The organism is Pseudomonas acericola (SeqCode) (assembly GCF_053456465.1).
In genome coordinates this window covers 209,071-235,572 of record NZ_JBRFJB010000003.1, presented here as the reverse complement: position 1 = coordinate 235,572, position 26,502 = coordinate 209,071, and the positions used below count along the sequence as shown (strand labels likewise).

General features: G+C 55.6%; 27 protein-coding genes. 12 read left to right on the top strand and 15 right to left on the bottom strand.

The window, feature by feature from the left end; translation table 11 throughout:
• Positions 1-161: 161 nt before the first annotated feature.
• Complete coding sequence (locus tag ACU688_RS13195) at positions 162-1,454, bottom strand: Wzz/FepE/Etk N-terminal domain-containing protein (RefSeq protein WP_448185064.1); 1,293 nt, start codon at positions 1,452-1,454, stop codon at positions 162-164.
• A gap of 308 nt (positions 1,455-1,762) precedes the next feature.
• On the opposite strand from ACU688_RS13195, the gene ACU688_RS13190 reads away from it, so the two are divergent.
• Complete coding sequence (locus ACU688_RS13190) at positions 1,763-2,149, top strand: TIGR03067 domain-containing protein (RefSeq protein WP_448185063.1); 387 nt, start codon at positions 1,763-1,765, stop codon at positions 2,147-2,149.
• A gap of 137 nt (positions 2,150-2,286) precedes the next feature.
• Here the strand turns inward: ACU688_RS13190 and ACU688_RS13185 are convergent, their stop codons facing one another.
• Entirely contained in the window at positions 2,287-3,093 is an 807-nt protein-coding gene (locus ACU688_RS13185) for a class I SAM-dependent methyltransferase (protein ID WP_448185062.1), read from the bottom strand.
• Positions 3,094-3,248: 155 nt separating this feature from the next.
• Between ACU688_RS13185 and ACU688_RS13180 the strand changes: the two genes are divergently transcribed.
• Positions 3,249-4,487, top strand: coding sequence for an MFS transporter (locus ACU688_RS13180; protein ID WP_448185061.1), 1,239 nt, complete (start codon positions 3,249-3,251; stop codon positions 4,485-4,487).
• Positions 4,488-4,524: 37 nt separating this feature from the next.
• On the opposite strand, the gene ACU688_RS13175 is transcribed toward ACU688_RS13180, so the two are convergent.
• Complete coding sequence (locus tag ACU688_RS13175; protein WP_448185060.1) at positions 4,525-4,917, bottom strand: hypothetical protein; 393 nt, start codon at positions 4,915-4,917, stop codon at positions 4,525-4,527.
• Positions 4,918-6,095: 1,178 nt separating this feature from the next.
• On the opposite strand from ACU688_RS13175, the gene ACU688_RS13170 reads away from it, so the two are divergent.
• The 9 genes from ACU688_RS13170 to ACU688_RS13130 all read left to right on the top strand — a co-directional run bounded on the left by ACU688_RS13170 (position 6,096) and on the right by ACU688_RS13130 (position 12,225).
• Positions 6,096-6,422 carry a DUF2388 domain-containing protein gene (locus ACU688_RS13170; RefSeq protein WP_448185059.1) on the top strand — a complete coding sequence of 109 codons (327 nt, stop codon included), beginning with the start codon at positions 6,096-6,098 and terminating at the stop codon, positions 6,420-6,422.
• An 852-nt stretch (positions 6,423-7,274) separates the two neighbouring features.
• Entirely contained in the window at positions 7,275-7,829 is a 555-nt protein-coding gene (locus ACU688_RS13165; RefSeq protein WP_448185058.1) for a winged helix-turn-helix transcriptional regulator, read from the top strand.
• Entirely contained in the window at positions 7,826-8,344 is a 519-nt protein-coding gene (locus tag ACU688_RS13160) for a thioesterase family protein (RefSeq protein ID WP_448185057.1), read from the top strand. The genes ACU688_RS13165 and ACU688_RS13160 overlap by 4 nt, the downstream gene beginning before the upstream one ends.
• Before the next feature lie 11 nt (positions 8,345-8,355).
• Complete coding sequence (locus ACU688_RS13155; RefSeq protein ID WP_448185056.1) at positions 8,356-8,781, top strand: LIC_13387 family protein; 426 nt, start codon at positions 8,356-8,358, stop codon at positions 8,779-8,781.
• Between the two features lie 203 nt (positions 8,782-8,984).
• The gene (locus ACU688_RS13150) at positions 8,985-9,194 is read left to right on the top strand and encodes a hypothetical protein (RefSeq protein ID WP_448185055.1); all 210 of its coding nucleotides are present in this window, start codon (positions 8,985-8,987) and stop codon (positions 9,192-9,194) included.
• 88 nt (positions 9,195-9,282) lie between these two features.
• Positions 9,283-9,621, top strand: coding sequence for a hypothetical protein (locus ACU688_RS13145; RefSeq protein WP_448185054.1), 339 nt, complete (start codon positions 9,283-9,285; stop codon positions 9,619-9,621).
• A 27-nt stretch (positions 9,622-9,648) separates the two neighbouring features.
• Positions 9,649-10,335, top strand: coding sequence for an SOS response-associated peptidase family protein (locus tag ACU688_RS13140; protein WP_448185053.1), 687 nt, complete (start codon positions 9,649-9,651; stop codon positions 10,333-10,335).
• 594 nt (positions 10,336-10,929) lie between these two features.
• On the top strand, positions 10,930-11,895 hold the full coding sequence (locus ACU688_RS13135; protein ID WP_448185052.1) for a fimbrial protein: 966 nt from the start codon (positions 10,930-10,932) through the stop codon (positions 11,893-11,895).
• A 120-nt stretch (positions 11,896-12,015) separates the two neighbouring features.
• Positions 12,016-12,225: a hypothetical protein gene (locus ACU688_RS13130; protein WP_448185051.1), complete on the top strand. Its 210-nt coding sequence runs from the start codon at positions 12,016-12,018 to the stop codon at positions 12,223-12,225.
• Positions 12,226-12,242: 17 nt separating this feature from the next.
• Here the strand turns inward: ACU688_RS13130 and ACU688_RS13125 are convergent, their stop codons facing one another.
• The 4 genes from ACU688_RS13125 to ACU688_RS13110 form a co-directional block, all read right to left on the bottom strand.
• Positions 12,243-12,521: a helix-turn-helix domain-containing protein gene (locus ACU688_RS13125; protein ID WP_448185050.1), complete on the bottom strand. Its 279-nt coding sequence runs from the start codon at positions 12,519-12,521 to the stop codon at positions 12,243-12,245.
• 93 nt (positions 12,522-12,614) lie between these two features.
• Complete coding sequence (locus tag ACU688_RS13120; protein ID WP_448185049.1) at positions 12,615-13,217, bottom strand: hypothetical protein; 603 nt, start codon at positions 13,215-13,217, stop codon at positions 12,615-12,617.
• A 129-nt stretch (positions 13,218-13,346) separates the two neighbouring features.
• The gene (locus ACU688_RS13115) at positions 13,347-13,823 is read right to left on the bottom strand and encodes a DUF2514 domain-containing protein (RefSeq protein ID WP_448185048.1); all 477 of its coding nucleotides are present in this window, start codon (positions 13,821-13,823) and stop codon (positions 13,347-13,349) included.
• Positions 13,820-14,329: a glycoside hydrolase family 24 protein gene (locus ACU688_RS13110; protein ID WP_448185047.1), complete on the bottom strand. Its 510-nt coding sequence runs from the start codon at positions 14,327-14,329 to the stop codon at positions 13,820-13,822. Before ACU688_RS13110 ends, ACU688_RS13115 begins: the two co-directional genes overlap by 4 nt.
• A 235-nt stretch (positions 14,330-14,564) precedes the next feature.
• On the opposite strand from ACU688_RS13110, the gene ACU688_RS13105 reads away from it, so the two are divergent.
• Positions 14,565-15,713 (top strand): acyltransferase family protein, encoded by a 1,149-nt coding sequence (locus ACU688_RS13105; protein WP_448185046.1) that lies wholly within the window; start codon positions 14,565-14,567, stop codon positions 15,711-15,713.
• A gap of 43 nt (positions 15,714-15,756) precedes the next feature.
• Here the strand turns inward: ACU688_RS13105 and ACU688_RS13100 are convergent, their stop codons facing one another.
• The 8 genes from ACU688_RS13100 to ACU688_RS13065 form a co-directional block, all read right to left on the bottom strand.
• The gene (locus ACU688_RS13100) at positions 15,757-16,107 is read right to left on the bottom strand and encodes a hypothetical protein (protein WP_448185045.1); all 351 of its coding nucleotides are present in this window, start codon (positions 16,105-16,107) and stop codon (positions 15,757-15,759) included.
• On the bottom strand, positions 16,104-17,501 hold the full coding sequence (locus ACU688_RS13095; RefSeq protein WP_448185044.1) for a hypothetical protein: 1,398 nt from the start codon (positions 17,499-17,501) through the stop codon (positions 16,104-16,106). Before ACU688_RS13095 ends, ACU688_RS13100 begins: the two co-directional genes overlap by 4 nt.
• Positions 17,502-18,551: 1,050 nt before the next feature.
• Positions 18,552-22,118, bottom strand: a complete 3,567-nt coding sequence (locus ACU688_RS13090; protein ID WP_448185043.1) for a TipJ family phage tail tip protein — start codon at positions 22,116-22,118, stop codon at positions 18,552-18,554.
• A gap of 415 nt (positions 22,119-22,533) precedes the next feature.
• On the bottom strand, positions 22,534-23,121 hold the full coding sequence (locus ACU688_RS13085) for a tail assembly protein (protein WP_448185042.1): 588 nt from the start codon (positions 23,119-23,121) through the stop codon (positions 22,534-22,536).
• Positions 23,122-23,175: 54 nt separating this feature from the next.
• Positions 23,176-23,520 (bottom strand): hypothetical protein, encoded by a 345-nt coding sequence (locus ACU688_RS13080; RefSeq protein WP_448185041.1) that lies wholly within the window; start codon positions 23,518-23,520, stop codon positions 23,176-23,178.
• A gap of 184 nt (positions 23,521-23,704) precedes the next feature.
• On the bottom strand, positions 23,705-24,193 hold the full coding sequence (locus ACU688_RS13075) for a hypothetical protein (protein WP_448185040.1): 489 nt from the start codon (positions 24,191-24,193) through the stop codon (positions 23,705-23,707).
• A gap of 100 nt (positions 24,194-24,293) precedes the next feature.
• Positions 24,294-24,809, bottom strand: coding sequence for a GNAT family N-acetyltransferase (locus ACU688_RS13070; RefSeq protein ID WP_448185039.1), 516 nt, complete (start codon positions 24,807-24,809; stop codon positions 24,294-24,296).
• Between the two features lie 122 nt (positions 24,810-24,931).
• A complete protein-coding gene (locus ACU688_RS13065) occupies positions 24,932-26,074 on the bottom strand; it encodes an ATP-binding protein (protein WP_448185038.1) in 1,143 nt (380 codons plus the stop codon).
• Positions 26,075-26,502: the final 428 nt, after the last annotated feature.

Below are 26,502 nucleotides of genomic sequence, written 5' to 3'. Positions count from 1 at the left end.
ACGGCCGAGGTTTGGTTAGCAGCAGCTGTAATCACAATTCACAGACAGGCAGCGCAGGCGGCTCAGTGACAAGCCGCTGCGTGACCATTTGGCAGTTATTTAGCCACAAGTTGTAACCAAAGGTTAGCGAAGAATTGTGAAAAGCTGTCCACTCAGCCTACTTATTGAGGCTCATATCGTCCTCGCGGATGGCCCCGACGCAGGCTCGCAAAATATCGCACCATCGCCACCAACACCCCCAGCATCAGGTCAGCTGACAGGCTCAACGCCACCACGAACGCCTTGCGGGGTTTGATCGGGGCCAATGGCTCTTGGGCCGGGCGGTCGATCATCGCCAACTGCAACCCGCCCATATCAAGATTGAGCGCACGCAGCCGGGTGGTTTCCGTGCGGAGCCATTCAACATCCTGAAGGAACATGTCCTCGTTGCCGCGCGCTTTCAGTGCGTCAACCTCGCGATTGACCTCCAACAAACGTAGCTTTCTGTGGATGTCGGCGACGCGTTCGTTGGTGAAGTCGTCACTGCTGCGTTGCTGCAACACCGCACGCTCAGCTTCCAACACTTGTGTTCCCATGAAAAACAACGGGATGGTTTGCTGGGAAATCTCCCTCACCTGGTGCGCCCCACGCAATGCCGACGCGCCCATTGCCGAGGGCGTGGTCGGCCTTGTGATACCGACAGATCGGGCAATGGCAATGGCTTCAGCCAGCCTCGCCAAGCGATGGGAGCGCTCCTTTCGCATCTCCTCGTGCAGGGCGCCGAGTTCATCCTGCAGTTGCCCGCGCTTGATGGCATCACTCTCCAGCAGCCTGGCGATTTTCGTGGACTTTTCGTTCTCATAGTTTTCACGGGCGGCATCGATCTTACGGCCCAGCTCCGTGAGACGATTGTTGACGATCACCTTGATATCAGCCGCTACGCGCTCACGCTGGCGGGCAATCGCGTAATCGACGAAACCATTGAGGATCGCCACTCCGCCGCCGCCTTGGGGGTACTGCATTTCAAGGCGTATATAGGTGCCGGGTGCAGTGCTGTTTTTCGGATCGGGCAGCACCTGGCTGATGAGGCTGCGGTCAAACGCGTCAAAGCTTCGCTCCTGGCTATGCCCAGGCCGCTGATACGTTTCGAATAGCGTGGCATTGGCCTTGAAAAACCCAAGCCGGGTGTCATAGGAATCCAACTGCAACGCCACTTTACTCAATGCATCGGCTGGCGACAGCGGGTAGACCTCGGAACGGTTGAGCGCGTCCAGCTCATTGAGCTCGACCGCCCTCAGCACACTGCTGGCCTGATACACCTGAGGCGCAAACAACACGTAGCCGACACCCAGGATTGCAGCGATGGCTGCGCACGTGACGACCAGCACGCGTTGTTTCCAGAGCCCATGCGCCAGTTCAAAAAGATCGATCTCATCCGAGGCCGGATGCGCAATAGTCGGGGGGATTTTTTTCACTGTAAGTTCGCCCTGAAGAGTGGTTATTCAGCGCCCAACAACACAGACCTGAATAACGACGGAATAAACAGGGGGCAACGTCAAGGGCGAAAGAGGCGCCCTTTGTTACACGCGAAAGCATAGAAGGTTCCGTACGTGACGCTGCCCGAGAACCAGAAAATAGCGCTAATCCATTGCCTACAAAGGGGAATTTTGCCCAACTGCAAAGAATAGAGACGAGTCCTACAGTCTTCGGAAAATTAATTGACTGAACACAGCCCCTTACCGCTAACTAACGGCGACTAACCCTTCAGCAAAAAGGAATTTGTATGTCACTTACCACAGATCCAGACCTACAAGCCCTGCAAGGCATCTGGGAGCAAACCGCACTGGAAGACAGTGGTGTGCTCAATCCCGTCGATGCCCACAGTGCGCCCGGCGCCATCACGACGATTGCGGGCGACCGATTCAAAGTGACGACCGTCAGTGGCAAGGTGTTGCTCGCCGGACGGTTTTTCCTCGACAGCACAACCACCCCCAAGCGCATTACCTGGATCGACAGCATGGGCGATGACGCAGGCAAGCACCTGCCCGCCAGCTACCGCCTCGAAGGGGATGAGTTTGTGTTTATTGCAGCGGATGAGCACATGCCCCGCCCGAGTGAATTCCGCACCGGCCCGGGCCAGACCATGCGCAGTTTCGTACGCCGGGCCTGACCCGTTCCACGTGCGAATTCAAGACAACCTTTTCACACGCGCTTCACTTTGCGGCCTATAGGGTGAAGCCTACCTACTCCTGTAAATCCCTTGGCCCGCCGTTCTTCGCGGGCCTTTTTTTGCCCGCAGGAAGCGGCTCAGCGCTTGGTGGCGGTCAAGGTGAAACACAATGGCAATTGCGCAGGCTGGTGCTCATATTGGTCATAGAGTTCCTCGCGGTTGGAGTGCGGGTACTCCTGCAAGTGGCCAATCTGCAGCCCCGCTGCTATCGCCCCAGTCACCAGGCTGCCCATCGTGTGCACGTACCAGTAGGACGTCGGCCCCTCAACTTCGCCCTGCCCTTCATAGACGATGGATTCCTGCAACACAAAGGGATCGCGCTGAAAGTACGAACTGGCAGGCAGCAACGGGTTGTTCGCGCGCGGGTCAAACACCTCCAGGAACGGGTGGGTTTCATACATCACCAGGGTGCCGCCGGGCTTCAAGGTACTCGCGACATGGCGCATGAACAGCGCCACATCCGGCATCCAGCCGAGTACACCAATGGTCACCAAGGCAATATCGAAACGCCCGAGCAACAGCTCAGGCAAATGATGGATATCGGCTTCAATAAACTCGGGACTGTGCGGTGAGACCTCCGCCAGTTCCTGTGCCTGCTGCAAAAATGCCCGGGATTGATCGACCCCCACCACCGACCGCGCCCCCAGGCTGAACAACGACAGGCACTCACGTCCGTTGTTGCAACACAGTTGCACCACGTCTTTGCCGGCGACGCCAACATCTTGCAGCACGCCGGTGATGGTGGGGTCCAGCCGCGAGAAGCCTGGATCGGCGACTGAGCGCAGCAGGGTTTTCCAGTTGTCCGTGTCTTTGTGCAGCTGGGCGGATTGATCCCAGGCGTGCTTGTTGCTGGTGATAGCCTCTTGGGCTGAGGGCATGTCCATTGCGTCTCCAGAACATCGTTACAATCGGGCTCAGAAAATAAGCTAAGCGCCCGCCAAATAAAAGCCTGTCAACCCTGCGAAACTTATCGCAAAACCCGCAGGTCACTAACGCAATGGGTGTTCAGCCGTTGAACGCCGCTCCCGAAGCCTGCGCCGTGACTCCACACTCAGACCTGCGTAACACCCTGTCCCTCGACAGCCTGAACTTCTTCCTCGCCGACGTGCGCGACGGCCTCGGCCCCTACCTGGCGATTTACCTGCTGGCCGTGCACCAATGGGACCCTGCCAGTATCGGCGTGGTCATGACTCTGGCCGGTATCGCCGCGCTGATCAGCCAGGGGCCGGCGGGCGCGCTGATCGATCGCACCCGCCGCAAACGCGCGGTGGTCGCGATTGCCGCCGTGCTGGTCACCGCCAGCTGCCTGCTGCTGCCTTTCGTCAGCTCATTCAGCCTGGTGGCCCTGACCCAGGCGGCCAGCGCGGTCGCTGCATCCGTGTTCGCCCCGGCGATTTCAGCGATTTCCCTCGGTATTACCGGGCCCCGCGCCTTTACCCGGCGTACCGGGCGCAACGAGACCTTCAACCACGCCGGCAACGCCACCGCTGCGTTGCTGGCCGGCGGCCTGGCGTATCTGTACGGGCCGGTGGTGGTGTTCTACCTGATGGCGGCCATGGCGCTGGCCAGTGTGATGGCGATCAGTTGCGTGTCGGCAAAGGCCATCGACCATGACGTCGCCCGCGGCTTCGACCCCGACCACGTCACCGACCACGCGCAACCCTCCGGCATGGGCGTATTGCTGGCGAACTGCCCACTGCTGGTATTCGCCATCTGCTGCGCGTTGTTTCACCTGGCCAATGCCGCGATGCTACCGCTGGTCAGCCAGAAACTGGCGCAGATCAACCTGCACCTGGCCACGCCGCTGACCTCGGCGTGCATCGTCGCCGCGCAACTGGTGATGGTGCCAGTGGCCTGGCTGGTGGGCATAAAGGCCGATAGCTGGGGACGCAAGCCACTGTTGCTCGCCGGCTTCATGATCCTGCCGTTGCGCGGCGTGCTGTATACCCTGTCCAACGACCCCTACTGGCTGGTTGCGGTGCAAATGCTCGACGGCATCGGTGCGGGCATCTTTGGCGCGCTGTTCCCGGTGATCGTCAAAGACCTGACCCAAGGCACCGGCCGCTTTAATGTCACCCTGGGCGCCCTCTCCACCGCCTTCGGCCTGGGCGCGGCACTGAGCAGCAGCCTGGCGGGTTTTGTGGTGCAGCAAGCCGGTTATAACGCGGCGTTCCTGACGTTGGCGGGTGTGGCAGGCGTGGCGTTGGCGCTGTTGACGTTGGCGATGCCGGAGACGTTGGCGAAACCAACGCTCGCACGGCAAACGGCGGTCGCCTGACGCTCGTGCAGGGGACTCACACTGGCGCCATTAACGCTTACATGTCCGGGTGCAGGTACGTGATCTCAATCCGAACATTTAACCGATCGTTCGTCATTTCATTGATCAACTCGCAGCGTGCATTGTTCAAGTGCCATCGCAGATGAGATCTGGACTGTCCGACCTTGATTTTATTGATATTACGCAGCCCACACTGAAAGGCCCTATCGAAGTAAGGGTGCGACACCTTGTGTTCGCCCAATACCCTTTTGAGCGCATCCAGGTATTTGCGCGCACGAACGTGCAACCCTTCATTGGTGGTTAGAAACCCCGGATCATATTTCAAAACATCGGAATCCTTGGAATAGGAGATCAGGTCCCACATGCTCTTATCAAATTCGCGCAAGCCGTCTCTGAGAACTTTGCGTGCTTCCTTGGATAACTTGTCCATGCCGACATCCTTGTGTTGCTCGTGTATCGATGAGTTACGGCAACCTGCACGTATTGCCAATCCTTTCGACAAAGGGCTGATAATTACTACATTCCTGTCGACCATCCTGATTGGCGGAGTCGATCGCTAGCTTGTTCTGACTTGAGACCCAGGATGAACATCGGTCTTGTGCCTGTATTTTCCTTCACGCCATTTTAATTGGAGCGTCTGCCTAACATCGTTCTGGCTTGCTAGCGTCTTGATTCAGGGATCAAGCGGCGTCTCAGAAACAAATTCGTAGCGTCTTTCGCCGCTGTCTTCAAGTACCGCTTTAAGAGCCTTGGCCCGTCGTTCCAGGCAAGCATTGAAGCCGGGACTCTGAGGGGCACCAAAATCCAGGCAAGGGTCACGATTATCCAGCGGCTTTCGTGGGCTGGAACATCCAATCAGAAGTAGCGCCACCGCTACCGCAGCTATCAAAATCCGCATGCTGTTCCTTCTTTGGTTTGCCTGGGATGTCACCATCCACAAGGCTCCTTTGGGGTGTCACTGTGCCTTTGTCGAGTGCTTGACCAGCAAGACGCCAATCAAAATAAACACCGCTGATTTTGCAGCAGAAAAAAGAGCATCTCTCCCGACAAACAACTCGACAGCCGAAAAGAGCAGTGCAAATGTTCCAACTATTGCCAAGCCATAGCCAACCGGCCGCAAAGATCTATGAAACATTTTTCGTCTCCCTGAAAAACTGAAATTGTAAATTTCCGCACCCTGTAGCGCTATCAATTATCCGAGATCACAGAGGGCGGCGCCTATCGTTTCCACTCTTCGCAGGGATGAAGCTGCCTACAAATAAAACGCTCGCAGGCCCGATGAGCCAACTGACGGATGTTCCTGGACTGATAAGTGGCACAGTGAAAGTAATTGCATACAAGGCGACTCCTGCCCATAGCCGCCTTCGCGGCGTGAGCCATTCTTGAATCCTTTCCAACCTTTTGCCCATTGCCACTCTCCGTGTTCGATAAGCGGCAAAGCATATCACTCAGTGTTACGAATCACGCCAGCCGGCAAGGATCGCAGATTGGCAAAGATTCGAGCACGCAATAGGTCGAGGTGTTGGCAGACTGCCGAGCTCTCTGTATCTGGCAAGCGCCTTGGCCTGCTATCTTGGCGCCCTTTGATTGCAATGGAAGCATTGAAGAATGGAACCATGGAAGACTCTGGCAATCGCCCTCTTTGTGTCAATCAGCACACATGCCGTGTCGGGTGATGACGTCAACCCTATCGCTGCCGGGATATTTATCACAATCTCCTCGCCAACCATTTTAATTGGAGCAACCACATCTCTCACGACCGATCCGCCAAAGATTTTCACGTCAGCCAAGACCGACGCTTTGGCATTCATCGGTTCGGGTGGCGAGATCCGCGGCGCTCAGTTTGAGCAAGCGGTGCGCTATTACCGCACGACATACAGCCCTCCCCTGATGACAGATCAACGACTGGCCGAGGCAATCGTCACCTCGAACTGAGCACGAGCTTTGCGCACTAAGGCGCCTTGGGTTATCTAAGCGCCCAGTGAAACCCTTCGTGCCCGCTAAGGGCTTTTCTTTGTCTGCGATCTAGCGGGGCCTTGCCCGCTTGATGGTGGCTACACCCAAACCACTGAACATCCATCGTCGCCTGCCATACAACTGTCGCCTCACATATGCGACAATGCGCGCCAAATTCCAACACACATCCCCAATTTTTGCGCAGCGACCGGGTTTCGCGCCTTGATGTCGCTGTTGATGCATGCCTGAAGGCTCCTGCCGACACGCTCGCAACCCATTGATAGGTAAAGTAATTGATCTCCACAGCTAACATCACCATGCGGTCTGGAATGCATGCTGGTGATTAGCGGAGATCAGTGTTTATTGGGCGAAGTCGTCGTGAGTCATCACGCGTAAAGCACCGAAATGCACCCGTTGGTCCCAGAAGTGGTCCCAACGGGGAAATTTCGGGCCATGCCGGAAATGCATAACCCCTTCCCTCGGCGTCCTGCCGAACGAATACACGCCACCAACAGCCCGCGACTCGCGAGACAAATCGTATGGCCGCGTTCGGCCAGCACCAAACGCTGAGCCATGAGTTCAAAAGCCGCCATTCACACTGATGCGACTGGTTTTTTCAACGCTCGTTTGCTCCAGTCACCACCGTGACTATCCTTCAAGACTGCAAGGCCGAACGGGTTCCCCACGTCTTTGCCATTCCCATTCCCTACCTGTATGGGGACCTAAAAAATTGGAGAAAAACAAATTTAGTTTTATTACGAAACTAATTTAGTTGCGTAACAAAACTAAAAACCATAAAGTCGAGACTACATTTCTTGCATTTGAAGTCCTATGCCGCGCCTGAAAGTCAACGACTCCCTATGTTCTGCCGCCCGCGCTCTTGAAGTGCTGGGCGATCGCTGGACGCTCCTCTTGATTCGCGAAGTCGTATTCGGCACGCGCCGTTTCGACGAGTTTGCATTGCACCTCGGCATCGCACGCAACATCCTGACCGCGCGCCTGAATGCAATGATTGCCGCCGATATTCTGGTGCAGGCGCCGGTCCGCGACGATGCGCTTCGCAAGGCCTACCATCTAACCGAAAAGGGACGAGATCTCCTGCCCGTCCTAATAGCATTGCTACAGTGGGGCGACCGCTGGCTACAAACGCCCGACTCGATTCCGGTCCAGATCATCGAGCGCGAGTCGGGCGAAGTGCTCGAGCCCATGCGACCTCGCAATCGGTCTGGCAAAGCGCTAACCATGCGCGACCTTGACTGGGTTCCGGGCCCCGGCAGTACCGATCCACGGATTGCCCCATTAGTCGCCGCCTACGAAAAACAGCGACGCATCGAACCGCGGCCAATAGCTGCGCCAAAAAAACCGAAGAAAGAGAAATCAGCATGAGCCTTTACTTTCGGCTGTTCTGGACCTGGCTACGAGCCCGTTTTAAATCGCCGATCCAGATGGGTGAAACCATCGAGCTGGTCATGCGCGTCTGGCCAAATGACCTCGACATCAACGGCCACATGAACAACGGTCGCTACATGACGATTACTGACTTGGCCCTGATCGAATACTTCACCCGCGCCGGATTCATCGAAATCGCGTTACGCAAGAGATGGCGCCCCATGCTGGGCGGTAGCATCATTTCGTACCGCCGCGCTCTGAAGCCGTTCGCGGTTTACACCTTGCGCTTTTCGATGAAATGCTGGGACGCCCGTTGGAACTACATGGCGTTCGAGTTTCTGCAGGATGGCAGGATTATGGCTCACGGCCACAGCAAAGGCGCAATTGTCGGCAGAGATGGTTTCGTGAGCAGCGCGGACGTGCGTAATGCGATGGGGCTCAATCCGGCATCGCCTGAATTTCCCGCGTCGATTTCCGCGTGGGTCGAAACCGAACGACTGATGAACATTTAGTAGGGATCGCCATGCTTGCGCAAATACTCATAACAATCAGTGCAGGAATCATCATGTTGTTAGGCCTGGTACATCTGGCCTACACCTACTTTGGTGACAAGCTACATCCTCGTGACACCGACTTACTGGCACGACTTAAAACGACCTCCCCCGTCATCAGCCGCCAAACAAGCGTTTGGAAAGCATGGATCGGCTTCAACGCGAGCCACAGTCTGGGTGCAATTTTGTTCGGATCGATTTTTGGGTATCTGGCACTTCAGCAGCCAATGCTGCTCTTTCATTCTTACTTCCTAGGATTCACAGGTTTGATCGTGCTTGCTGCCTACCTTGTGATGGCGAAACTGTACTGGTTCATCCGTCCCTTACAAGGCATCTCGCTGGCACTCCTTTTTTATGTCGTCGGATTTATCCTCGAAAATATTCACTTTTCCACTTGAGGCGACGGTGCACCATGCACCGTGCATGCAAACATCCTTCTTGGCTCTGCCCTTCAATTCGATGACATTTCCTTTCTGGCTGGTTCTGTTGCGCCTGCTGGGCTCTACTACTACATGAGGCATGCCTGCTTTGGGTCGCATAGCTTTGGAGCAGGCGACCACACATCTGCTGCTACGCTGTTTACTCCACCAGAGGAACGCCGATGCCCAACTCAGACCTGCTCCCTCCCCTGCTCTCCAAGCTGTACGAAAACCAGCTGGCCCTTGAAGCCTCGATTATGGAGCTATCGAACTGGGTCGAGCAGCGCGGCTCCGACGAGGTAGCAGAAAATATCCGGGGAGCGCTGCACACCATCGACGACAACGAAGAGTTCATCAAATTGACGCTCGCAGTTCTCATGGCACCGGAGTAATCCGATCTACTACAGCTCGTCGCCTCAAATCGAGCCACGCTTAAACCTCGATTACTGTATGTGCATACAGCATTCGGATTTGCCCACCATGAACCTCGATGAAGACACCTGTGAGTGGCTTGGCCTCCCCTCGCCCCTGGAAATGTACCAACAGCATTGCCTGCTGCTGGAGAACGAAATCCAGGAATTGAACCTGCTGCTGAGCAAAGCTCGCACCGACATCTTTGGCTTGGTCTCGATGCTGTCCGAGGCCCAGGCCAAGAAGGACGAGTTCGCCGGCTATCTGCGCGTGCGCGGTACTGAAGCGGCAGCGATGAGGAAGGAGATCGCCGACCTGACCACGTCGGCCGGTTCTAGTAAACGCGAAGCCGAGGGACTGAGACGGATCGTGAATGAAATGAGACCTCGCCCAACCACGATTGTCTAAGCTCACACGGACACGGAGGGCCTGGCCATGTGCGGAAGACTTTCACAGTATCGAGGAATCCACGACTTCGTCGCCGCGCTGAGCATGCCCAATGCCCTGGCGAACTCCGTGGGTGATCAGCCGATTGAGCGCTACAACGTCGCCCCGTCCACCCAGGTGGCATTGCTGCACATCCAGGGCGACCTGTTGCACGCTGACTCCGTGCGCTGGGGATGGAGACCTCATTGGGCCAAGGACCGTACCGCGCCGATCAATGCCCGTGCAGAGAAGGTGGCCCACGGCCCGTTCTTCCGGGCGATCTGGCCGCACCGGGCAATCACGCCCATCGATAACTGGTTTGAATGGGTGGATGAAGGTGGGCCGAAGAAGCAGCCCTACTTGATCCGCCGCCGCGATGGCGCCCCCCTGCTATGCGCAGCCATTGGGCAACTTCCAGACGCCGATGAAGGCCCAGGCGAGCATGACGGCTTTGTGATCATCACCGCCGACAGCGCCGGCGGCATGGTGGACATTCACGACCGGCGCCCCGTGGTGCTAACGCCGGACCTTGCACGGGAATGGCTGGACCCGGCCACGCCCAAGGAGCGTGCTGAGCAGATGGTGCTGCACCAGGGTGAACCGTCATTGGTTTTTGAGTGGTTTCAGGTCAATAAGGCCGTGGGAAACGTACGGAACAAAGGGCCTGAGCTAATCCAGCCATCGCATCAGTTTTGACCTGGTGATGCTACACCCTGAAACGCATTCGGGTGATTAGCGATGACCAGTGCTTGTTGGGCGAAGTCGTCCCTCGGAAAGCACCCACAGTTGAATCTCCCCTTGCGCACGTGTCCGTGCCATCAGGATGAATTGCATCTCACGAATGCTGCAGACGGCTAAATCAGATCGTCTTAGAGATCAAGGTAATCTCTTCGAAACATCATACGTCACGTTTTCGAGTGCTAAATACATCGCGTTGTTGGGTGCTTGGTTCAGAACTTTGTCTATCTCAGCACCTGAACGAACCTTTGCCCTCGGTCATCGCGTTGAGAACATCCGTCCCAAGCAAATCGTTTCGCTGCAAACGCCACTCGCTTCATCGTCGAGGCGTAGCTGCGCTATGTGGTAAAAAACGCTGGAGTTTCAGCCCTGTAATCCACAATGCCGTGGATCACGCCATAGGGTGGGCTGGCCCCTCCTACCATAAACCATTCAGCCCTCCAGTTAAAAACCTAAGCACCCACCAACAGATACGCACGAACTCAGGATTGTCTGATATTCGCTGCGCCAAACGACTGTCAATATTGAAGAAATCCATCGAAACGAGTCGTTATGATCCCCTCAAAAATTTTCGCATTCATAATACCTACAATCGCAATTACAACATTATTGTGTTCACCCGGCGCAATGGCGGCTTGCTACTTTGACAATAGCACTACTGAGCAGACTTTGAATTTCGGCGCAGGCTTGAGCAATACAACTATGACAGTTCCACAAGATGCGCCTATTGGCACCGTCATCTTCACGCAGAAATTGTACGCACGCGATCCGTATTTTAGTTGCAACTCCACAAGCATATTTGGTTTTGCCATGAACTCCGCGCTCGGCACACCTTCTTCGAATGAAATTTTCCCTTTGGGCGATACAGGGCTTTCATTTCGTATAGCAACGGATAGAGCACAGGTGCCATACCTACTTAAACCGAATACATTAAGTCAGGGAAGTTACCATTTAGATATAACCGCATACACATTTGAAGTCATAAAAACCAAAGAACTATCATCAAAAAATCAAGTGCCAGCAGGTTTTCTAGGCAATTACGGAACCACTGACTTAGCTCTCGTAAAATTCAATCTAACCGACCCTATCAATCTAAATACCGCATCCTGCCAAACACCCTCGGTATCGGTTAACATGGGTGACGACTACCAAGTTATGGATTTCGATAACGCCGTAGATCCACCTAGAGCGGTCAAGTTCAATATTGGTCTAAACCAGTGCCAAAGTGGCATCAACAAAGTAACCTACTCTCTCAAAGCCAACACAAAAGTTATAGATGCTAAAAAAGGCGCGGTTGCGCTAGATTCCAGCTCAACTGCTAAAGGAATAGGGCTTAAGATAATGGACGAGGTTGGGCAGCCTATTGCTCTAGACACGACCTACACGTTCAACGGCTTCAGCACTTCAGGCACTAGCTTTAACATACCGCTATTCGCTGCTTACTATCGCTTGCCAGACAGCTACGTAGGACCCGGGCTCGCAAACTCTTCAGTTACGTTCATTGTTAATTACCTGTAATCAACCCAAATTAGTCGCGAAAATTGCTTGAGTTCAATCATATGTTAAAAGGGGGAGCTCACCCTATGGCAAGGCTAGCTTCACTGACCGCTACGGTGCTCTCACTAATGAGGAACTGCGATGACAAACTCAGACCTGCTCCCTTCCTTGCTCTCCAAGCTTCACGAAAACCAGCTGGCCCTTGAGGCGTCCATCATGGAGATCTCGAACTGGGTCGAGCAGCGTGGCTCCACTGAAGTCGCCGAGAACATCCGGGCCGGTCTGCACACCATCGACCAGAACGAAGAGTTCATAAAGCTAGCCTTGGCAGTACTAATGGCCCCGGAGTGAATCATCTCATACCGGAATCAGTGAAGTCGGAGCTTGGGCTTATGGCGTAGCTTTGTAGGCTCGTTGCAACTGCTCGTGAAATCAGCTGCACGATTCATCATTCGCTGTCCAGTTACAACGTAAAGAACATCGACGCCGACTTTAGCTATCGATGCTAGATAGTCAGCGCGGGGAACTCTAACCCCCGCCTCATATCGACCTTGCGCATTCACCTCCACTCCCCCCGCGGCGCCAAGGCTCGCTTGGGTTAGGCCTAGTCGCTGCCTTTCAGACTTCAACCTTGCTCCAATATCCATCGCGCCCCTCCCGACTATCTTGCCAGCCAGACATACTTATCGACTATTTTATTACGCATGCTGAGTATTTATTCAAGGGGCGTGAGAGCAAGGCTAGAAAAGCTGTTTCATAAATTCCTGAGTCGTTAAATCCAGCCCATGATCTTCACCGAATGCAACTTTAACCCCATCATTTGCCCTTAGCAGCATCTCACTGTGCATACCGAGAGCGGCCGCTTGATGGAAATACTCACGCCGCTCTTGCAGGTACTTATCCTTGTAGGCTTGCAGGCGTTCAGATGCCAGGTTCTTGAGCTTCGGATCCGTCTCTTGGGCTAGAGCGCGCTGATCCTCTAGCAGTCGCCGCTCAGTCATACCTACCCGCAAATTTGCCATACGAAAGCGCGTGTAGGTGCGTATGACGTTCAAGGCACGAGATGTGAACTCTACTGCCGCATCTCGTTTCATCTCGGCGCCCGACCAATCGGCAGATTGCATCTCAAGAAGGTCCGCCGCCAGCTCCTTCTCAGCATCCTCACCGCGCGCCAAGTAGCTGGACAGGTCGAGTCTCGGCTCCCGTTTAAAAGCAAGCAGATGCCTGGACACCAGTGATGATGTTTTTGCCACGTTATCCCGGTTATACCAATCGCTCCATCTATAACCAGCTACTCCAACTCCCAGAATGAACAGTAAAAACATGATGATAGTTTTTTTCATGGATCCCTCCAAAATCATCTGTAAAGGCTATCACGGAGGGCACCAGAAGAAGGAATTGAGCCTTCTGGCGTCGTGAAAATCTCGCTGAACAATTCCTCTCCAAGCGTCCTGCCAACGAACACTTCCCCCTCATTGCCGCATTGAGTCAAAGCTCCTCTCACACGCAAGTCCAGCTATTCGGGCTCGATCAAACGCAACCGCCAGCTCTCCCGCTCTTTTGTCAGCCCGCTGGAGCAGGTCGGAAAGCACCATTGCGGCGCGGGTAGCTGACGCGCCTCGCTGGGCAGCTCCGGGATCGCCGCAGGCGGTGGCGGCAAATTGGTTGGCTTCGACATGCAGCCGGTCACCAGCAGCATCAGCGGTACCAGCATCCACAGTTGCAGCCTTGTTCTGTTCTCGCGCATCGCTTGCTTCCTTATTCACTTTCGCCTGGCGGCGCTGTTCTTCACTGCGGGCCGTGTTGCCCGCTTCGGTAATCGCGAGCGCCTGGGTCTTGCCGATTTCTGCCAGCTGTTTGCCGTAGCGCCAGTCCTGCACTTGCCAGGTGCTGCCGCCAGTGATGGCCATGGCTAGCAAAATCGCAGTCAGGATTTGTCCGGGCGTCACGACATCACCCCGCCCGCCAGGCGGTACTGCTTCAGCAGGTCCTCCAGTCGGTGTTCTCGCTGGCCATACCCAGCGCCCGGCAGGCTGGCCCAGATGTTCCGGCACTTCGCGATAGCCGTCTCGATCCGACCGGCAAGCACATCAGGCAAAGCCCGGCACTCGCGGATATGTTGCAAGGCCAGCAGGTCCTGGCTGATCGGACTGAAGTCAGGCAGCTTGAGCAGTGCCTTGTAGTGCGGCCAGTCCTTCAGCATCTGCTGGTACCGGCCGGAAGCATTGGACGTCAGCCCCTTGCTGTTGATGACCTTCGACGCTCGTCCCTTGGCGAACGGGTGGTCCGTGAAATCCTTGAAAACCTCGGGCTTGCGGTCGATGCCAGTCACGATAACGTCGTAGCCATCCATGGCCGTGGCCGGCGAGGTGCTGGTGCCCTCAGACCAGCCGAGCATATCGAGGAAGGCCAGCGCATTGCGGCCACCGGCGAGCGTTTCGGAAAGTCGTGCCATTGCTTTTCTCCAGACAAAAAAATACCGACTCCTGGTCGGCATTCGAAAGATCTCCAGCGGCTCACGCTGGGTATAAAAGTCAGTTCATAAACCTAAATAGATGGCACTGTGCTTGCTCCTCCCCCCAGGCGTCTGTAAAGTCGCCTGCGAGTTTTATACTTGGTTGCTTGGCATTGGCATGAAGCCTAACGGAACCGGCGTCAATACACCCTAACGGACATACACGGGGAACCCGATGCAACTCCAAAATTTTTTACCGCTATTTATCGTTACTTTTTTTGTGTCCCTGTCCTTCCTATTCTTTCGAACTAGACCTGAAGATCAGACGCAGAACCAAGATAGGGATCTTTATTTAGACGGCGTCAGGGGCCTAGCAGCAATCGCGGTGGTTGCCACCCATTTCTGGAGGCTAGCCGCTCAAGGTATAAATTATAAATTCGACTTTGCCTTGCGGGAAAACTACGGATCGCTCGCAGTTCAGGTATTTTTCTGCATCACCGGACTTCTATTTTTCGGCCAGATGTATGCGAAGTCAGGAGTTTTCGATTGGTCGAAATTCTACACTTCACGATTTCGCAGAATCATGCCCGCATACGCGGCATATTTTTTACTAAACGTCATCGCTATCTGTGCAGTTGGTGACTGGTCTGCGTTTAAGTCAACGCAGATTTATTATCTCTTGGATATGGCATTTCTCGGACTTAAGGGCAACGGCAATGATTTTTATGCCCTGGGAATAGAAATAGATCGTTTCTTCTCCGTGATATGGACTTTGGCATATGAGGTAAAGTTCTACCTCGCTTTCCCATTCATCGTCTGGGCGTCGTTTACAAAGTACGGAGAAAAGCTTGCGTTTCCGTTCGGGGGGATACTGGTCGCTTACGAACTTGTCGCCACCGGCACAACTTTCGCGGGATACTTCCTGATAGGCGCGCTTGCTGCTAAATACCTTCGCCACATCAGACTTTCACCAAAATACAAAGCTGTATTTTCGGCGATATCCGTTATCGCCCTTTATTTTTCCCTAAGCCACGAGTACAGCCCTTATGGTTGGGAACGGTATCTACTTACAGCAGCACTGTTTTGCTCCATTGTTGTGGCAAGGCCAAAACTCATGACTCTTCGTCCACTCACCGCCTTGGGCGACATGAGTTACAGCGTGTACTTGGTGCATGCGCCTCTTTTGATGCTATCCGGCTTTGCACTCAAACACCTGATAGCAAAAAACCCTGGGTCAGATACACAATTTCTGCTTATAACTTTTTGCGCAACAGCCCTGGTATTTTTTATCTCGCATCTGAGCTACAAATACGTCGAATCCCCATTTCTTCGTAAAACACCTGCCGTCACAAAAAAAACCACAGAACCGGCCCTCAGCCAATAATGCCGGCAACTGGCCGCCTGACCGGGTCGAACTCAGAAATGGTTCAGCATGGCTGAACTGGGCGCTTGGCCACATCGGGAAAGTCAGGGTTGGTGTCGGTCCACTTGCGCAGCTCGCGCCAGTACATCTGCCACTGCTGCGCGGTGCCAAGGATGCCCTGCTCGCCGTACTCGATGGCGGTCACGGTGTCCTTTGCCCTGGGCATCTGCTCTTCACGCCACTGGTTTTCAGTGTCTGCCAGCTCCTGGGCGGTGGCCACGTATGGAGGCGGAATGTATTCGTCTCGCTTGACCAGCGTGCCGCCGATCTCTTTGACGTACTCAAAGATGTCGATGTCTGCGGCTACGGCCGTGACGCTACCGTCTTCGCCAACAATGATGTAATTGTCCATCATGCCCACTCCCCGATTAATGTGAACTGCGCGACACCCGTATTAGGATCGACAGACGAGGCGCCGCCGGGTGAAGCAATCTGAATAAGTTTGATGGTGTTGCCAGCAACGCCCGCTTGCCCCGGGTCAATTTGGAGAGCGTCAAAATAACTCGACCCTGACCGACCTGCGGAAGTACAGAACGCTCGCCAGCCGGCCTTCACAGCCCTGGGCAAGTTGACCGTATAAAACCCGGCAGCGGTGCGGGTAATCGACGTGATGTTGTTGGCGTTAGATAGCACGGGCGGCGCTGCCGTCGTGAAGCTGACGCCTGCGATGATTTGATTCGCTGCGACGATGTCCGACTTGAGTTGATACCTGGACAGCTCAGTCACAAACGCCGAGCTGTCAGTCGGATAGCCCGTGATGGTGCTGTATGAAACCGTGGTCGCCACGGACTTGTACGTCCCATCCCCCGCCAAAAACTTCGCCTGATCGCCTGCCGCAGGAACCGGGACTAAGCCAGATCGGCCTGCGGCACCGGACGTAGCGCCGAACATCACAGGCAGTTGCGAAACATCCAGCACCGTCTTGCCGGTCGGATAAAGCACCAGGTAATCATCAGCACGGATGTTTTTGCCACTGGAGCGCCTGACCGCGACGGCGCTGGAGGTCCGATCAAACAGCATCATGGCCCAGTGGTATTCGTCGGTGTCGTCGGCGTACGCGATCTTGTACCCAGAAGATCCCCCATCAAATCTGGCTGTGGTGCTACCAAACTTGAACGGGGAGTTGGCTGTATTTACGCCCGTGGTAAAGCTTTTGTTGATACCGGCACCTATGGAGTTCAAGTCTGCTGGTGGGGCTTTGAACCCAGGCACTCCCCAACCGCTATCGGTGTTTTGGGTCTGTAGCTTTCCGATGGCCGCCAGAATAGTGTCAGCAGCAACAACAACCGCTGAATTGGTGACCACCATACCGGCAAGGGTGCTTCCAATGGAGCGCGCATTCGTCCACCACCGGTTCGTGGTCCCTTCTGTGATTTTGTCGGTCGTTGGCAGTTGCGCTGTGGGCACGACACCTGCGGCGTCCAATGAAGCGAGGCCGCCAGGCTGCGACTTCTGCCCAACAAGCTGCCACGCCGCGCTGGAGGCTTGACGAAGCGCGTCCGCACTGTCCTTCACGTAGCCTTGCACCGGCATGATGGCGTAGGCGCCGGCAGCAACCGTTGCCCCCAGGTACCCAGGCGCAATGGAAAGGGTCGTGTTGCTGACGATGTTGTCTACTTCGTACCACGCACCATCGGGACCACGGAAACCATCGCCGACCCGCGCATTCGCGAGGAACGCGGTGCCCGTGCCGACAACGGCGGTCGAGTTCTTCGTAACGGAAACAGTGCCCGTCTTGTACCAGCCCATAGTTTTCTCCAGGCAATAAAAAACCGCACAAGGCGGCTATCGGTTTCTACTCGCGATAAAAACTATGAAGCAGGCTTCGCAAAAACCACTGGGGTGTAAAGTGTCTTTTGTATGTCGATTCCGACCACTTGCATCACTAGCCTGTCATTTTCATACTGCCAAAGTGCGTACATGTTTCCTTGCCTTGAAGTGCTCCCAGCAACATCCATAGCAATATTATTAAGCAACATAAAATCTCCGGTACTTAGAGGAGTATAAGCAGTCCAACTTAGCCTATACACACCCTGACCTGTTTGTTCGCTGCCAATATGCGACCACCCGGAAATCGCTCTTGTGAACTGGGCACAAGCTGTTCCGTTATCGAACAAAAGCCTGGTACTGCCATCCCAAAGCCTTAGGCCGAACTGAGCTTTCTCTTGCGATTGAAACGCGGCACAGAACCAGGTGCCTGATGTGTACGTGCCGACCGTTCCGCGAAATGAAAACCCGGTCCACGCTCCGGGCGCCCCCAATATTTTGCAAAAACAAAACATATTTGACTGTGCGGGCCTTACAAAAACCAAGGGCGGCTCTGCCGACGTGATCGTATTAGGAAAACCAACCCCAACCCCCGACCCATCACCACTCCATCCGCCCTTAAATAAAACAACCAGCCTAGCAAACTCAGAATCCAGGGTAACTACATTGCTGTTATTTCTGAAGGTTAGTCCATAGGCCATTATCTGAACCTCATAACGAGAAGCCTCTGCGCAGTGGGTCCACCCACAGGCCCGGTAGATGTCGTTGGGCAGCCGAAATGAACAATAACCCCACCGGAAGAAACTATAGGGGTGTATTGGATTGCTGAGGTATCTTGCCCATCTGTTCTGTAGTCTTGGATTGGCACACATACAGCAGAGTGCGTACTCGGATCTACTTCAGGGATAGATATAAATGTTGACCGAGCCCCTTGATACCCTTGAAAAACACCGGAATAAACAATCATCACGGTAAAGGAATTTTCATCTAACTCAAGGAGGCCAGTAGGCCCCCAGGTTCGTAAACCACCGATCATGCTGTGAGATCTCCGAGCTGAACGCGCTTGACTCCATTTTCGTCGTAAACCTTGATCGCCCGATTGGTCATCGTCAGGCGCCCACCACCTGGTGATGGACCGTTGAACTCCAAATTGCCCGCCTTATCCAGTCGCCACCCCTGCACGCCGGCGAAGTAGTTATCGGACTGCAACGCCTCGCCGATTTTCAGCATGGTGATGCTGCCGTCCTGGATGAACGCCGAACGCATGAACACCTGGCCGTTCTGCACAGTGAACGGGGTGAACACCTGCCCGCCGGCCAACGTGGTGACAATGGAAAAACGATCCGCGCTCACCAGGAACTGGCTTTGAAGCGCGCCATCTACGTTCTCAATGCCAAGCCCAATGCCCGCCATCACGTACTGCCCGTTCTGATTGAGCTGCATCTTCACGGACCACATCGTCGAGAGCTTGCCCTCGGCGTCGGCCTGGGCCTTGCTCACAGTCTGGATATCCGCCGAGTTCCCCTCGAGCTTCACGCCGACTTGCTGAATGGCCTGAGCGGTCACCTGCCGATCCGTGACCACCACGCGTTCCAGATTGGTCACGGTACCGGCAACTTCGCCCACAGAAGCAGCGAGCTCAGTCTGGCGTTGCACGTTGGCCGCGTATTGCGAGGTGCGCACCGTCACTTCCTGCGCGAAGCTCGCCGTGGCGCTGTAACCCCCGAGCGCGTCCGCCAGGTCGCCTTCCCCAGTGTCATCCCGGAAAGCCGCCTGCAAGGTCTGCAGGCTGGACGCCTGGGCTGTGACCACCCCGTTCAGCTCGGTAATGCTGGTGGTGTTGGTCGCAACTTGGCGCGCCAGGCCATTGGCCGTGACCACAGCCTGGCCCACGTCCTGCCAGTAGATGGCATTCGGCGGAGGCTTGTTCGCAGGTACCGGGGCGATGGCCTGGTAGATCCGCTTGCCGACCACCACCAGGTCATATACCAAGTAGGTCAACGTGGGGTCGTAGACCGCGAGGCCGTCGAGCGCATCGATCTGCGCCTGCAAGCCAGGGATTTTGTCGATCTCGGTAATGATGTCCTTGCCGAGTTCAGTCCTGCCCACCTGGCCTGCGATCAACTCCAGCACCGGCGCCGCGTCTGCGCTGGCCATTCCCATCACACCATTGGCGATGGGATAGAACGGGCCGATGTTTCCGGTGCGGTCCACCAGACGCGCCCAGAAGAAGAACTGCGCACCAGCCTTGAGAGCCTGCATGCGGTAATTCGCCTGAGGGTAGGCCAAGTCGGAAAGCTTTGTGGCCGCCGACAGGTTGTTGGCAGGGCCATACCACAGCTCGGTGCGCTGGGTGTCCTCGGCGCCGGGCGGGAAGGCCCAGCGAATGCCGATGCCGAACAGCTCGCTGGTGGCGGCCAGGGACGCCACCGCCGGCGGAAGGCCCTCTTTGCCCTTCAGGTTGGTCAGGTTGGAGCTCTTCCAGATCGACGAGATCTCAAAGGCGCTCACCGAGCGGACCCGGGCCATATAGGCGCCCGAGTAAATACCGGTGACATCCACACTCGTCGAACCAGTGCGCTGCAGCTTGATCCAGTTGCCGCTGTCCTTGCGCCACTCCACGTCGTAGGCGACTGCACCAGACACAGCAGGCCAGGAGATGTTCATGGTGCTGATCGCCAGCCCCTGGTTCACGGAGTAGTTCGACGTGATGGTTACGCTCGCCGGCGCCGGAACCACGGTGATGGGTACAACACTGATCGGGCGGTCCTCCAGGCGCGCGCCGGTGTCGATGTGATCAAACTTGCTCGGGTCGTACTGCACGGCCGAGATCTCGAACACGCCAGGCTCTGGCCGGGCCACGCTCACCACGCGGTAAAGCGGGATGGCCAGGTCGTCCGCATCCAGTGCCCACACCAGCTCGCGCTCAGGCGGCACGGAGTAGGCAAGGGTCACGGTGAGCTGCCGGCCGCTGACCAGTTGCACGGTGCGGCCCTCGCACTTGCCATTGGGCAGGTTGAGGATCAGCCGGTCGCCCGGCTTGGCCTGGGTGTCGCGGTCCAGGGTGATGACCTTGCCGTTGACCGCCGAGATGCGGCCGCCCACCGGCCGACCGGCCAACAGTTCGTCGGCAATCGGGATCACGTAGCCCGGCAGCGGGATGCGCCCGTCGAGGCCTACCCTGAAAGTGACGGCGCGGTCCTTCGAGTTCGTGAGCAACGCCCACTTACCGCGGCGCTGCGCCTCCGACTCACGGGTGCAGCCGATGGCGCTGATCTCCAGCGGGTTGTCGCCGTAGCGTCGCTGCAGCTTGGGATCCGTGACCGCCGTGACATCGGTGTCGTAGTTGTTGGCTGGGTTGTCGTAGCTGATCAGCGCCCGGGTGTAGCGCGTGCGCTCCGAGGCGCTGGAGTAGGTGAACTTGCCGTCGATCACGTTCGCCCTGGTATAGGCGAAGTCGAAGTCGGTGGCGCGCGGCATGTCCGCCAGCGTGAAGACCTGGCCCTGCGCCCAGTAGGTCATGCCACGGTAGATCGTCGAGATGTCTTGCAGCAGTGACCAGGCGTCGGCTTTGCTCTGGAGGTTCAGGTTGCAGATGAAACGCGGCTCCTGGCCACCCTTCCCGTCTGGCACCATTTGATCGGCGTACTGCGAGATGCGATAGAGCTCCCACTTGTCCACCATCCACGGCTTGATACGGCGGCCGAGGCCGAAGCGGTCAGTCGTGGTGATGCCGTACGTGGCCCAGACCGGGTTGTTGGTGTATGCCTCCTTGAGCGTCCCATCCCAGATGCCGCTGTATGTGCGCGACACCGGGTCGTAATTGCTGGGCACCTGCCACTTGCGAGCCTTGCAGCCAACGGTCACCGCCGGGATGCTGCGGAACTGCTCGGCGGAGAACTCGATATAGAGCAACGCCGTGTTCGGGTAGCGGATCTTCGCGTCGATCACCTCGGTGAAGCCCGCGATCTGCATGGTGTCAGCGATTTTGTTGTTGTTCTGGTTGGTCGTCAGACGGGTGATGCGCATCAGCCAGCCGGTGGTTGCCCGAGGCAAGTCGATACGGTGGGTGCGCTCGTAGGTGCTGGTAGTCTTGCCGTCTACGGCCTCGCTCAGCACCTGCTGATACGCGCCACCGTCGGTGGCCACCTCGACCTTGTACTCAATACGGTAGCCGTTGATGTTGTTGCTCGAATCCACGGACTGAAGCGCGGGCCAGGCAAAGCGCACGCGGACGGCGGAAAGCTGCGTGTTGCTGATCGAGCGCACCCACGGATTACCACTGCGCAGCTCAGTGCTGATGGTGGTCTCGTTTTCAATCGACGGAATGCCCTGGATATAGGTCTGGTCAACCGCGCCGGTGCGCCACTCCCACTTCACGTTCGGGAAGTTCATGTTGCCCTGAGGGTCTTGCAGTGGGGTGTTATCGAGGTAGATGTCGCGCGCGGTCGGCGTGCCTTCGAACTCACCCTCGCCCACGGCGATCAGCATTTTGGCGATGGCGACAGAGCGCAGGCTGTCCGGGGCTTCCGTTGGCGTTTTGGGTTTATCTTCGCCGCCCTTGGCGCCGTGGATGTCTAACTTGCGTGCTGCGCCCATGCTTTCCTCCAGGCAATAAAAAACCGCCTCTTGGGCGGCGTATGGCTCTCAAATGCTGGTTGCTACAGAATCTTGTCCCATGGGATGTTTCCAGCCAGGTATCCGACTGCGACGATCACCCCGAGGGCGTACAGCAGAACGAAGCGCCAGGTTGGCATTTTCGTCGCCATTTCTCGTACCTCTCTTATGATTTTGCTAATATCCAACTATGTTCTCCTCTTGGTTCTGACAAGGGGTTGAAATAAAAACCCCCGGCACGTTGCGAGCGTCCGGGGGTTTTGCTTTTCTGGCCCGGCGATCTGTTGATCATGTGCGGCCCAGGGTGTCGGTTTCCCGACTATTTGATGTGTCCCGGTTGTAGTGAGGGATTTTGCATTCCAGCCATAACCGAAAACTTTCAATCGTGTTTAAAGACTCACATCTGGTCTTCGGCGTAGATCGCGGCACTGATGATTGCACCGCCCCAGCGGCGTTCGCCAATGCAAAGCGGGACCGGATTGCCGGATGCCGTGGTGTTCTTGGCGCTGCCGAAGGCGTAGCCGGGGGTGTTCTCGGGCGCGGCGCTGGTCTTGAGTCCGCCGGCCTGGGGGCTGAGCATTTGGATAACTCCACCAGCGACAAGGCCGATGCCAGCCGGAGCTAAATATGGCGCAGTAACCGGAAATACGTATGAAATCGCGAGTAGCACTACACCAACAATCGTCTGGAGAATCCCCGCCCGCTTGCTCCCAGTGATCACTGGAGCAATGCGGATGTCGCCATCTCCGCCAAAAGAGAGCTCGCCCTCTCCAATATTTTTCTTCCCCCTGAACACCGCGAACTCAATACCTCGAGACTTCGCATTCGACAAGAACCGCTCGAAGCCAGGAACCTGCACGCAGAGGGCCTTGATCGCCTCTGCCGTCGTTCTGACCGATAGCCTGAAAGATCGGCCGAACTGGCGTAGCTGGCCGAAAAGCAGGATGGTAGTGAGTGGCTGGTATTCGATTGCTAGTGCTGCCATGGTTTTCTCCGGGCATGAAAAAGCCGCCCTGAGGCGGCTTGATGTAGTTGTTAGTTACAGGCAGTCACGAACCGCCTTTTCAATGGCTGATCGACCGTAACCTGGCGCCCAGGACAGTCGCTGATAAAGCGCGATGCTGCTGCCATTTGCGGTTTGATTCACCTCAAGAAGCTCCTCGGCCGTCGAGTCGGTAGCAACGATGAGTCTGTAACCAGTTGAGGTTTCGGTCATCGTGGAGCCTGAGCGAGCATCCTGCCATTTAGGCATGACGCAGAGGGCATATTGCTTAGGCGCCTTACTCGACGATGCGCTGATGGTTGCTTTTCCGCTTTTTAGATCGCCAGGTGTTGTGCATCCCGCCAGCATCGCCACCGCTACAGCAGCTATCAAAATCCGCATGTCGTTTCCTCTCTATTTTGGCGGGACTTTAGCATCCGGAAAAGGGCGCACAAAGCCAAACGCCGACCGGGGTTCCAAGGCCATGTGTGCTGAGGCTTCATTGGCTGAACGCGTACCCAGGTTCTTGCATAGCAAATCATCTGACCCATTAGACGGATCGTCTCGTATGGAGCCTGAGAAGTGACTACGTTGTGGGCTGTGGCCACCAATCATTTGGCAATTGCCTTATGACTGACAGCTTGGAGATTACGACCCAGACGCAACCGCTCGATAGCACACGAACCCGGTGGTCGTTATATTCAAAAATGTCGTTGTGGTGCGCAACTCTCGGTTCGCCGAGCTTCAGCCTCAAAAGATTGGAGTATTCCGATGCGAGCCGAGCGATCTTTCTATGATCCTCTTTGTACAGGGCCTCGGTGAGGTCTTTTGGTTCGCTCCCGATAAACAGCCGTATCTCCTCAATGAAATCATCGACGATGATGGCCTGGCCAGTCATATGATTCTTGCCGGAAAAGCTGAAGTAACCCTGCCGAGGAGCGATCTTATGAAGGCCAACATTGACCGCCGCTTTCTTGAATTCTACAGCCGTCCAGAGATCTGGAGACTGGATGATCTGGCTGTAAAGCTGCCAAATATCCTCCGGGGTTGGGACGTCCCGTCCATAAATCCGCATGTCGTTCCCTCTATGGTTTGGCGGGACTGTAGCACTGAGGGGGAGATGCAAAAAGCCCAGCGCGGGCCTTCGATGACGATAGCTACGGATTCCCTCGCGATTAGGTAGACGTGCCCCGCAGCGCCTTAAACACCAAACTTGGCGCTTTACCTGGGACATCATCCAACTGTCCATAGGGTTGCATGCCGATCTTCTGTAGCACCCGGATAGAAGCCATATGATCTGGTCTGACTAGCCCGTAAACTTCGGACAAGTAAAGCTGTTCAAATGCATATGTAAGCGCATCTCGTCCTAACTGGGTTGCATAACCATGACCCCACGCTTCGACCGCGAAGCGATAACCCAGATTGACGCGCTGTTCAGTCAAGTAATCGTGGAGGGAAATGCCACCGAACCCTATGACGTGCTCCGGCGCATCGCTCCTTGCAATAGCCCATACGCCGTATAGATGCTTGTCCCAATGCTCGATCCAGCGACCCAGTAGATCCTGTGCGCCGACAAGATCAGTCATTGGGCCTGCCGGGTTGAAAAGGTTGGTTTTGGGGTCGCTATAAATAGTGAATAGCCGCTGTACATCGAATGGTTGCGGCACTCTATAAATCAGGCGGTCCATCATGCTGAAACCCTCCAATGCCGACCAAATCTACGCAGTTCAAATCGCTTACTGTGGCGCTGGACTGTAGCACTGAGGGGGAGGATGCAGTTCGGCTTTGGCCTATAGCTGCCTCTTGAAGGTGCCTAAGGATGAAGCGACGGCTTAATAACTGGAAGCTTGACCATAAAGGTGGTGCCTCCAGTAGAGTCAGAACTGACATCGATTGAGCCGTTGTGTGCTGCCACAATCTCTGACGCAATGAATAGGCCCAAGCCCAGCCCATCTGTCGGTCCGTGATCGATTGCAGATCGCTGAGAGAAACGACCCATAGGATTAAATATAAAAGGGATAACGTCTTCTGGTATCGGATCACCACTGTTATGAACAGTAAAGATAGCCCAATCCTCTGAGGTCTCTAACTTCACATGAATAGGGAGTTGACTATCACCATGCTGTAGCGCGTTGCTGATTATGTTCGAGAACACTTGTTCCATTCTGTGCCCATCGAATTGCCCTTGAACTGGAGTCTTAGCGTCCAACAAAACCATGGCCTCGGGATGAAACGCTCTGATTTCTTCGACAACAAGTGTGCAAACTTGCGACAGATCTGTATCCGTCGTTTTGACAGGGATACCTGGGCCCATTTGGCAGCGCGTTAAATCAAGTAGGTCTCCAACAATTTGGCTCGCTCGACGCACGCTCGTATATATCTGATTGGCGACTCTGGTTTCCCGAGTTCCGGTCCCTTCTGAGCGCCTCAATAAGTCGGAACCCAGCATGATCGCTCCAAGCGGGGTGCGCAGGTCGTGCCCAAGAATGCCCAAAAAAACGTTGCGCGAAGCCTCTACCGCTCGTGAGTAACTGGCGATGGATTCGGCGAGTGCCTGATCGATGGCCTCGTGAAACCGGGTCATATCGTCAACGTTAATCGGCGCGCCATCCTTTACTTGCCTCATCCACTGACTGACCACACTCGTTCTCAATGCCCGATATTCCGAGACCATTTGATCGATCGTAAAACCTGCCATTAGCCGAGTTATCGCATGAGTTTCAGCTGCGGTTTCCTCTTCATCTAAAGGGGCCTGACCTTGAGACTTGGCAGCTCGCTCTCGCTGCGTCTGCTTTGTTCGCAAGTCACTGACAATTGCTCGCAACATCTGTTCGGCATGGTCTCGCAGAGCTTCACTATCGAGGTCCGCACCCGGGGTATCGATGGTCCTGGCGAAATCTTCCCACGCCTGCAGAATCGGCTCGAGGTTCTCGAGAATGAAATCGGACAGGCGCATGTCAGTGATCCTATGGGAGGCGATGCAGAGGCCGGCAGGAAGGCGAGGTTGCGCAGATACGTTGTGAACGTATGTCAGCAGTGTAAGCAGTTGTTCATGGCTTTAAAAGCTCGGCCCGTACTAGGCCTCCTTTGTCGATACGTATGATAAAGGCGTCGCCAGCTTTGACACTGATACTGATTTCTTGCGCCCATTGCACAAAACACTGATCCGAGGTTCGGACCGAGAGAGTGTGTGATCCGAATGTAAGCCCAAAATGGGCTACTTCTGCGCCGAAAAAGCGGGCTGCCGGCTTTTCGTCTATTGATACACGCACTGTGCAATTACTTCCTAACGAAGCCCCGGCCAAGATGACGAGATGGGCATCAGAGGTTTTTGTGAAACCAAAAAGCCGCTCTTGGGGAACATTAGTGATGTCCTCAGGAGCG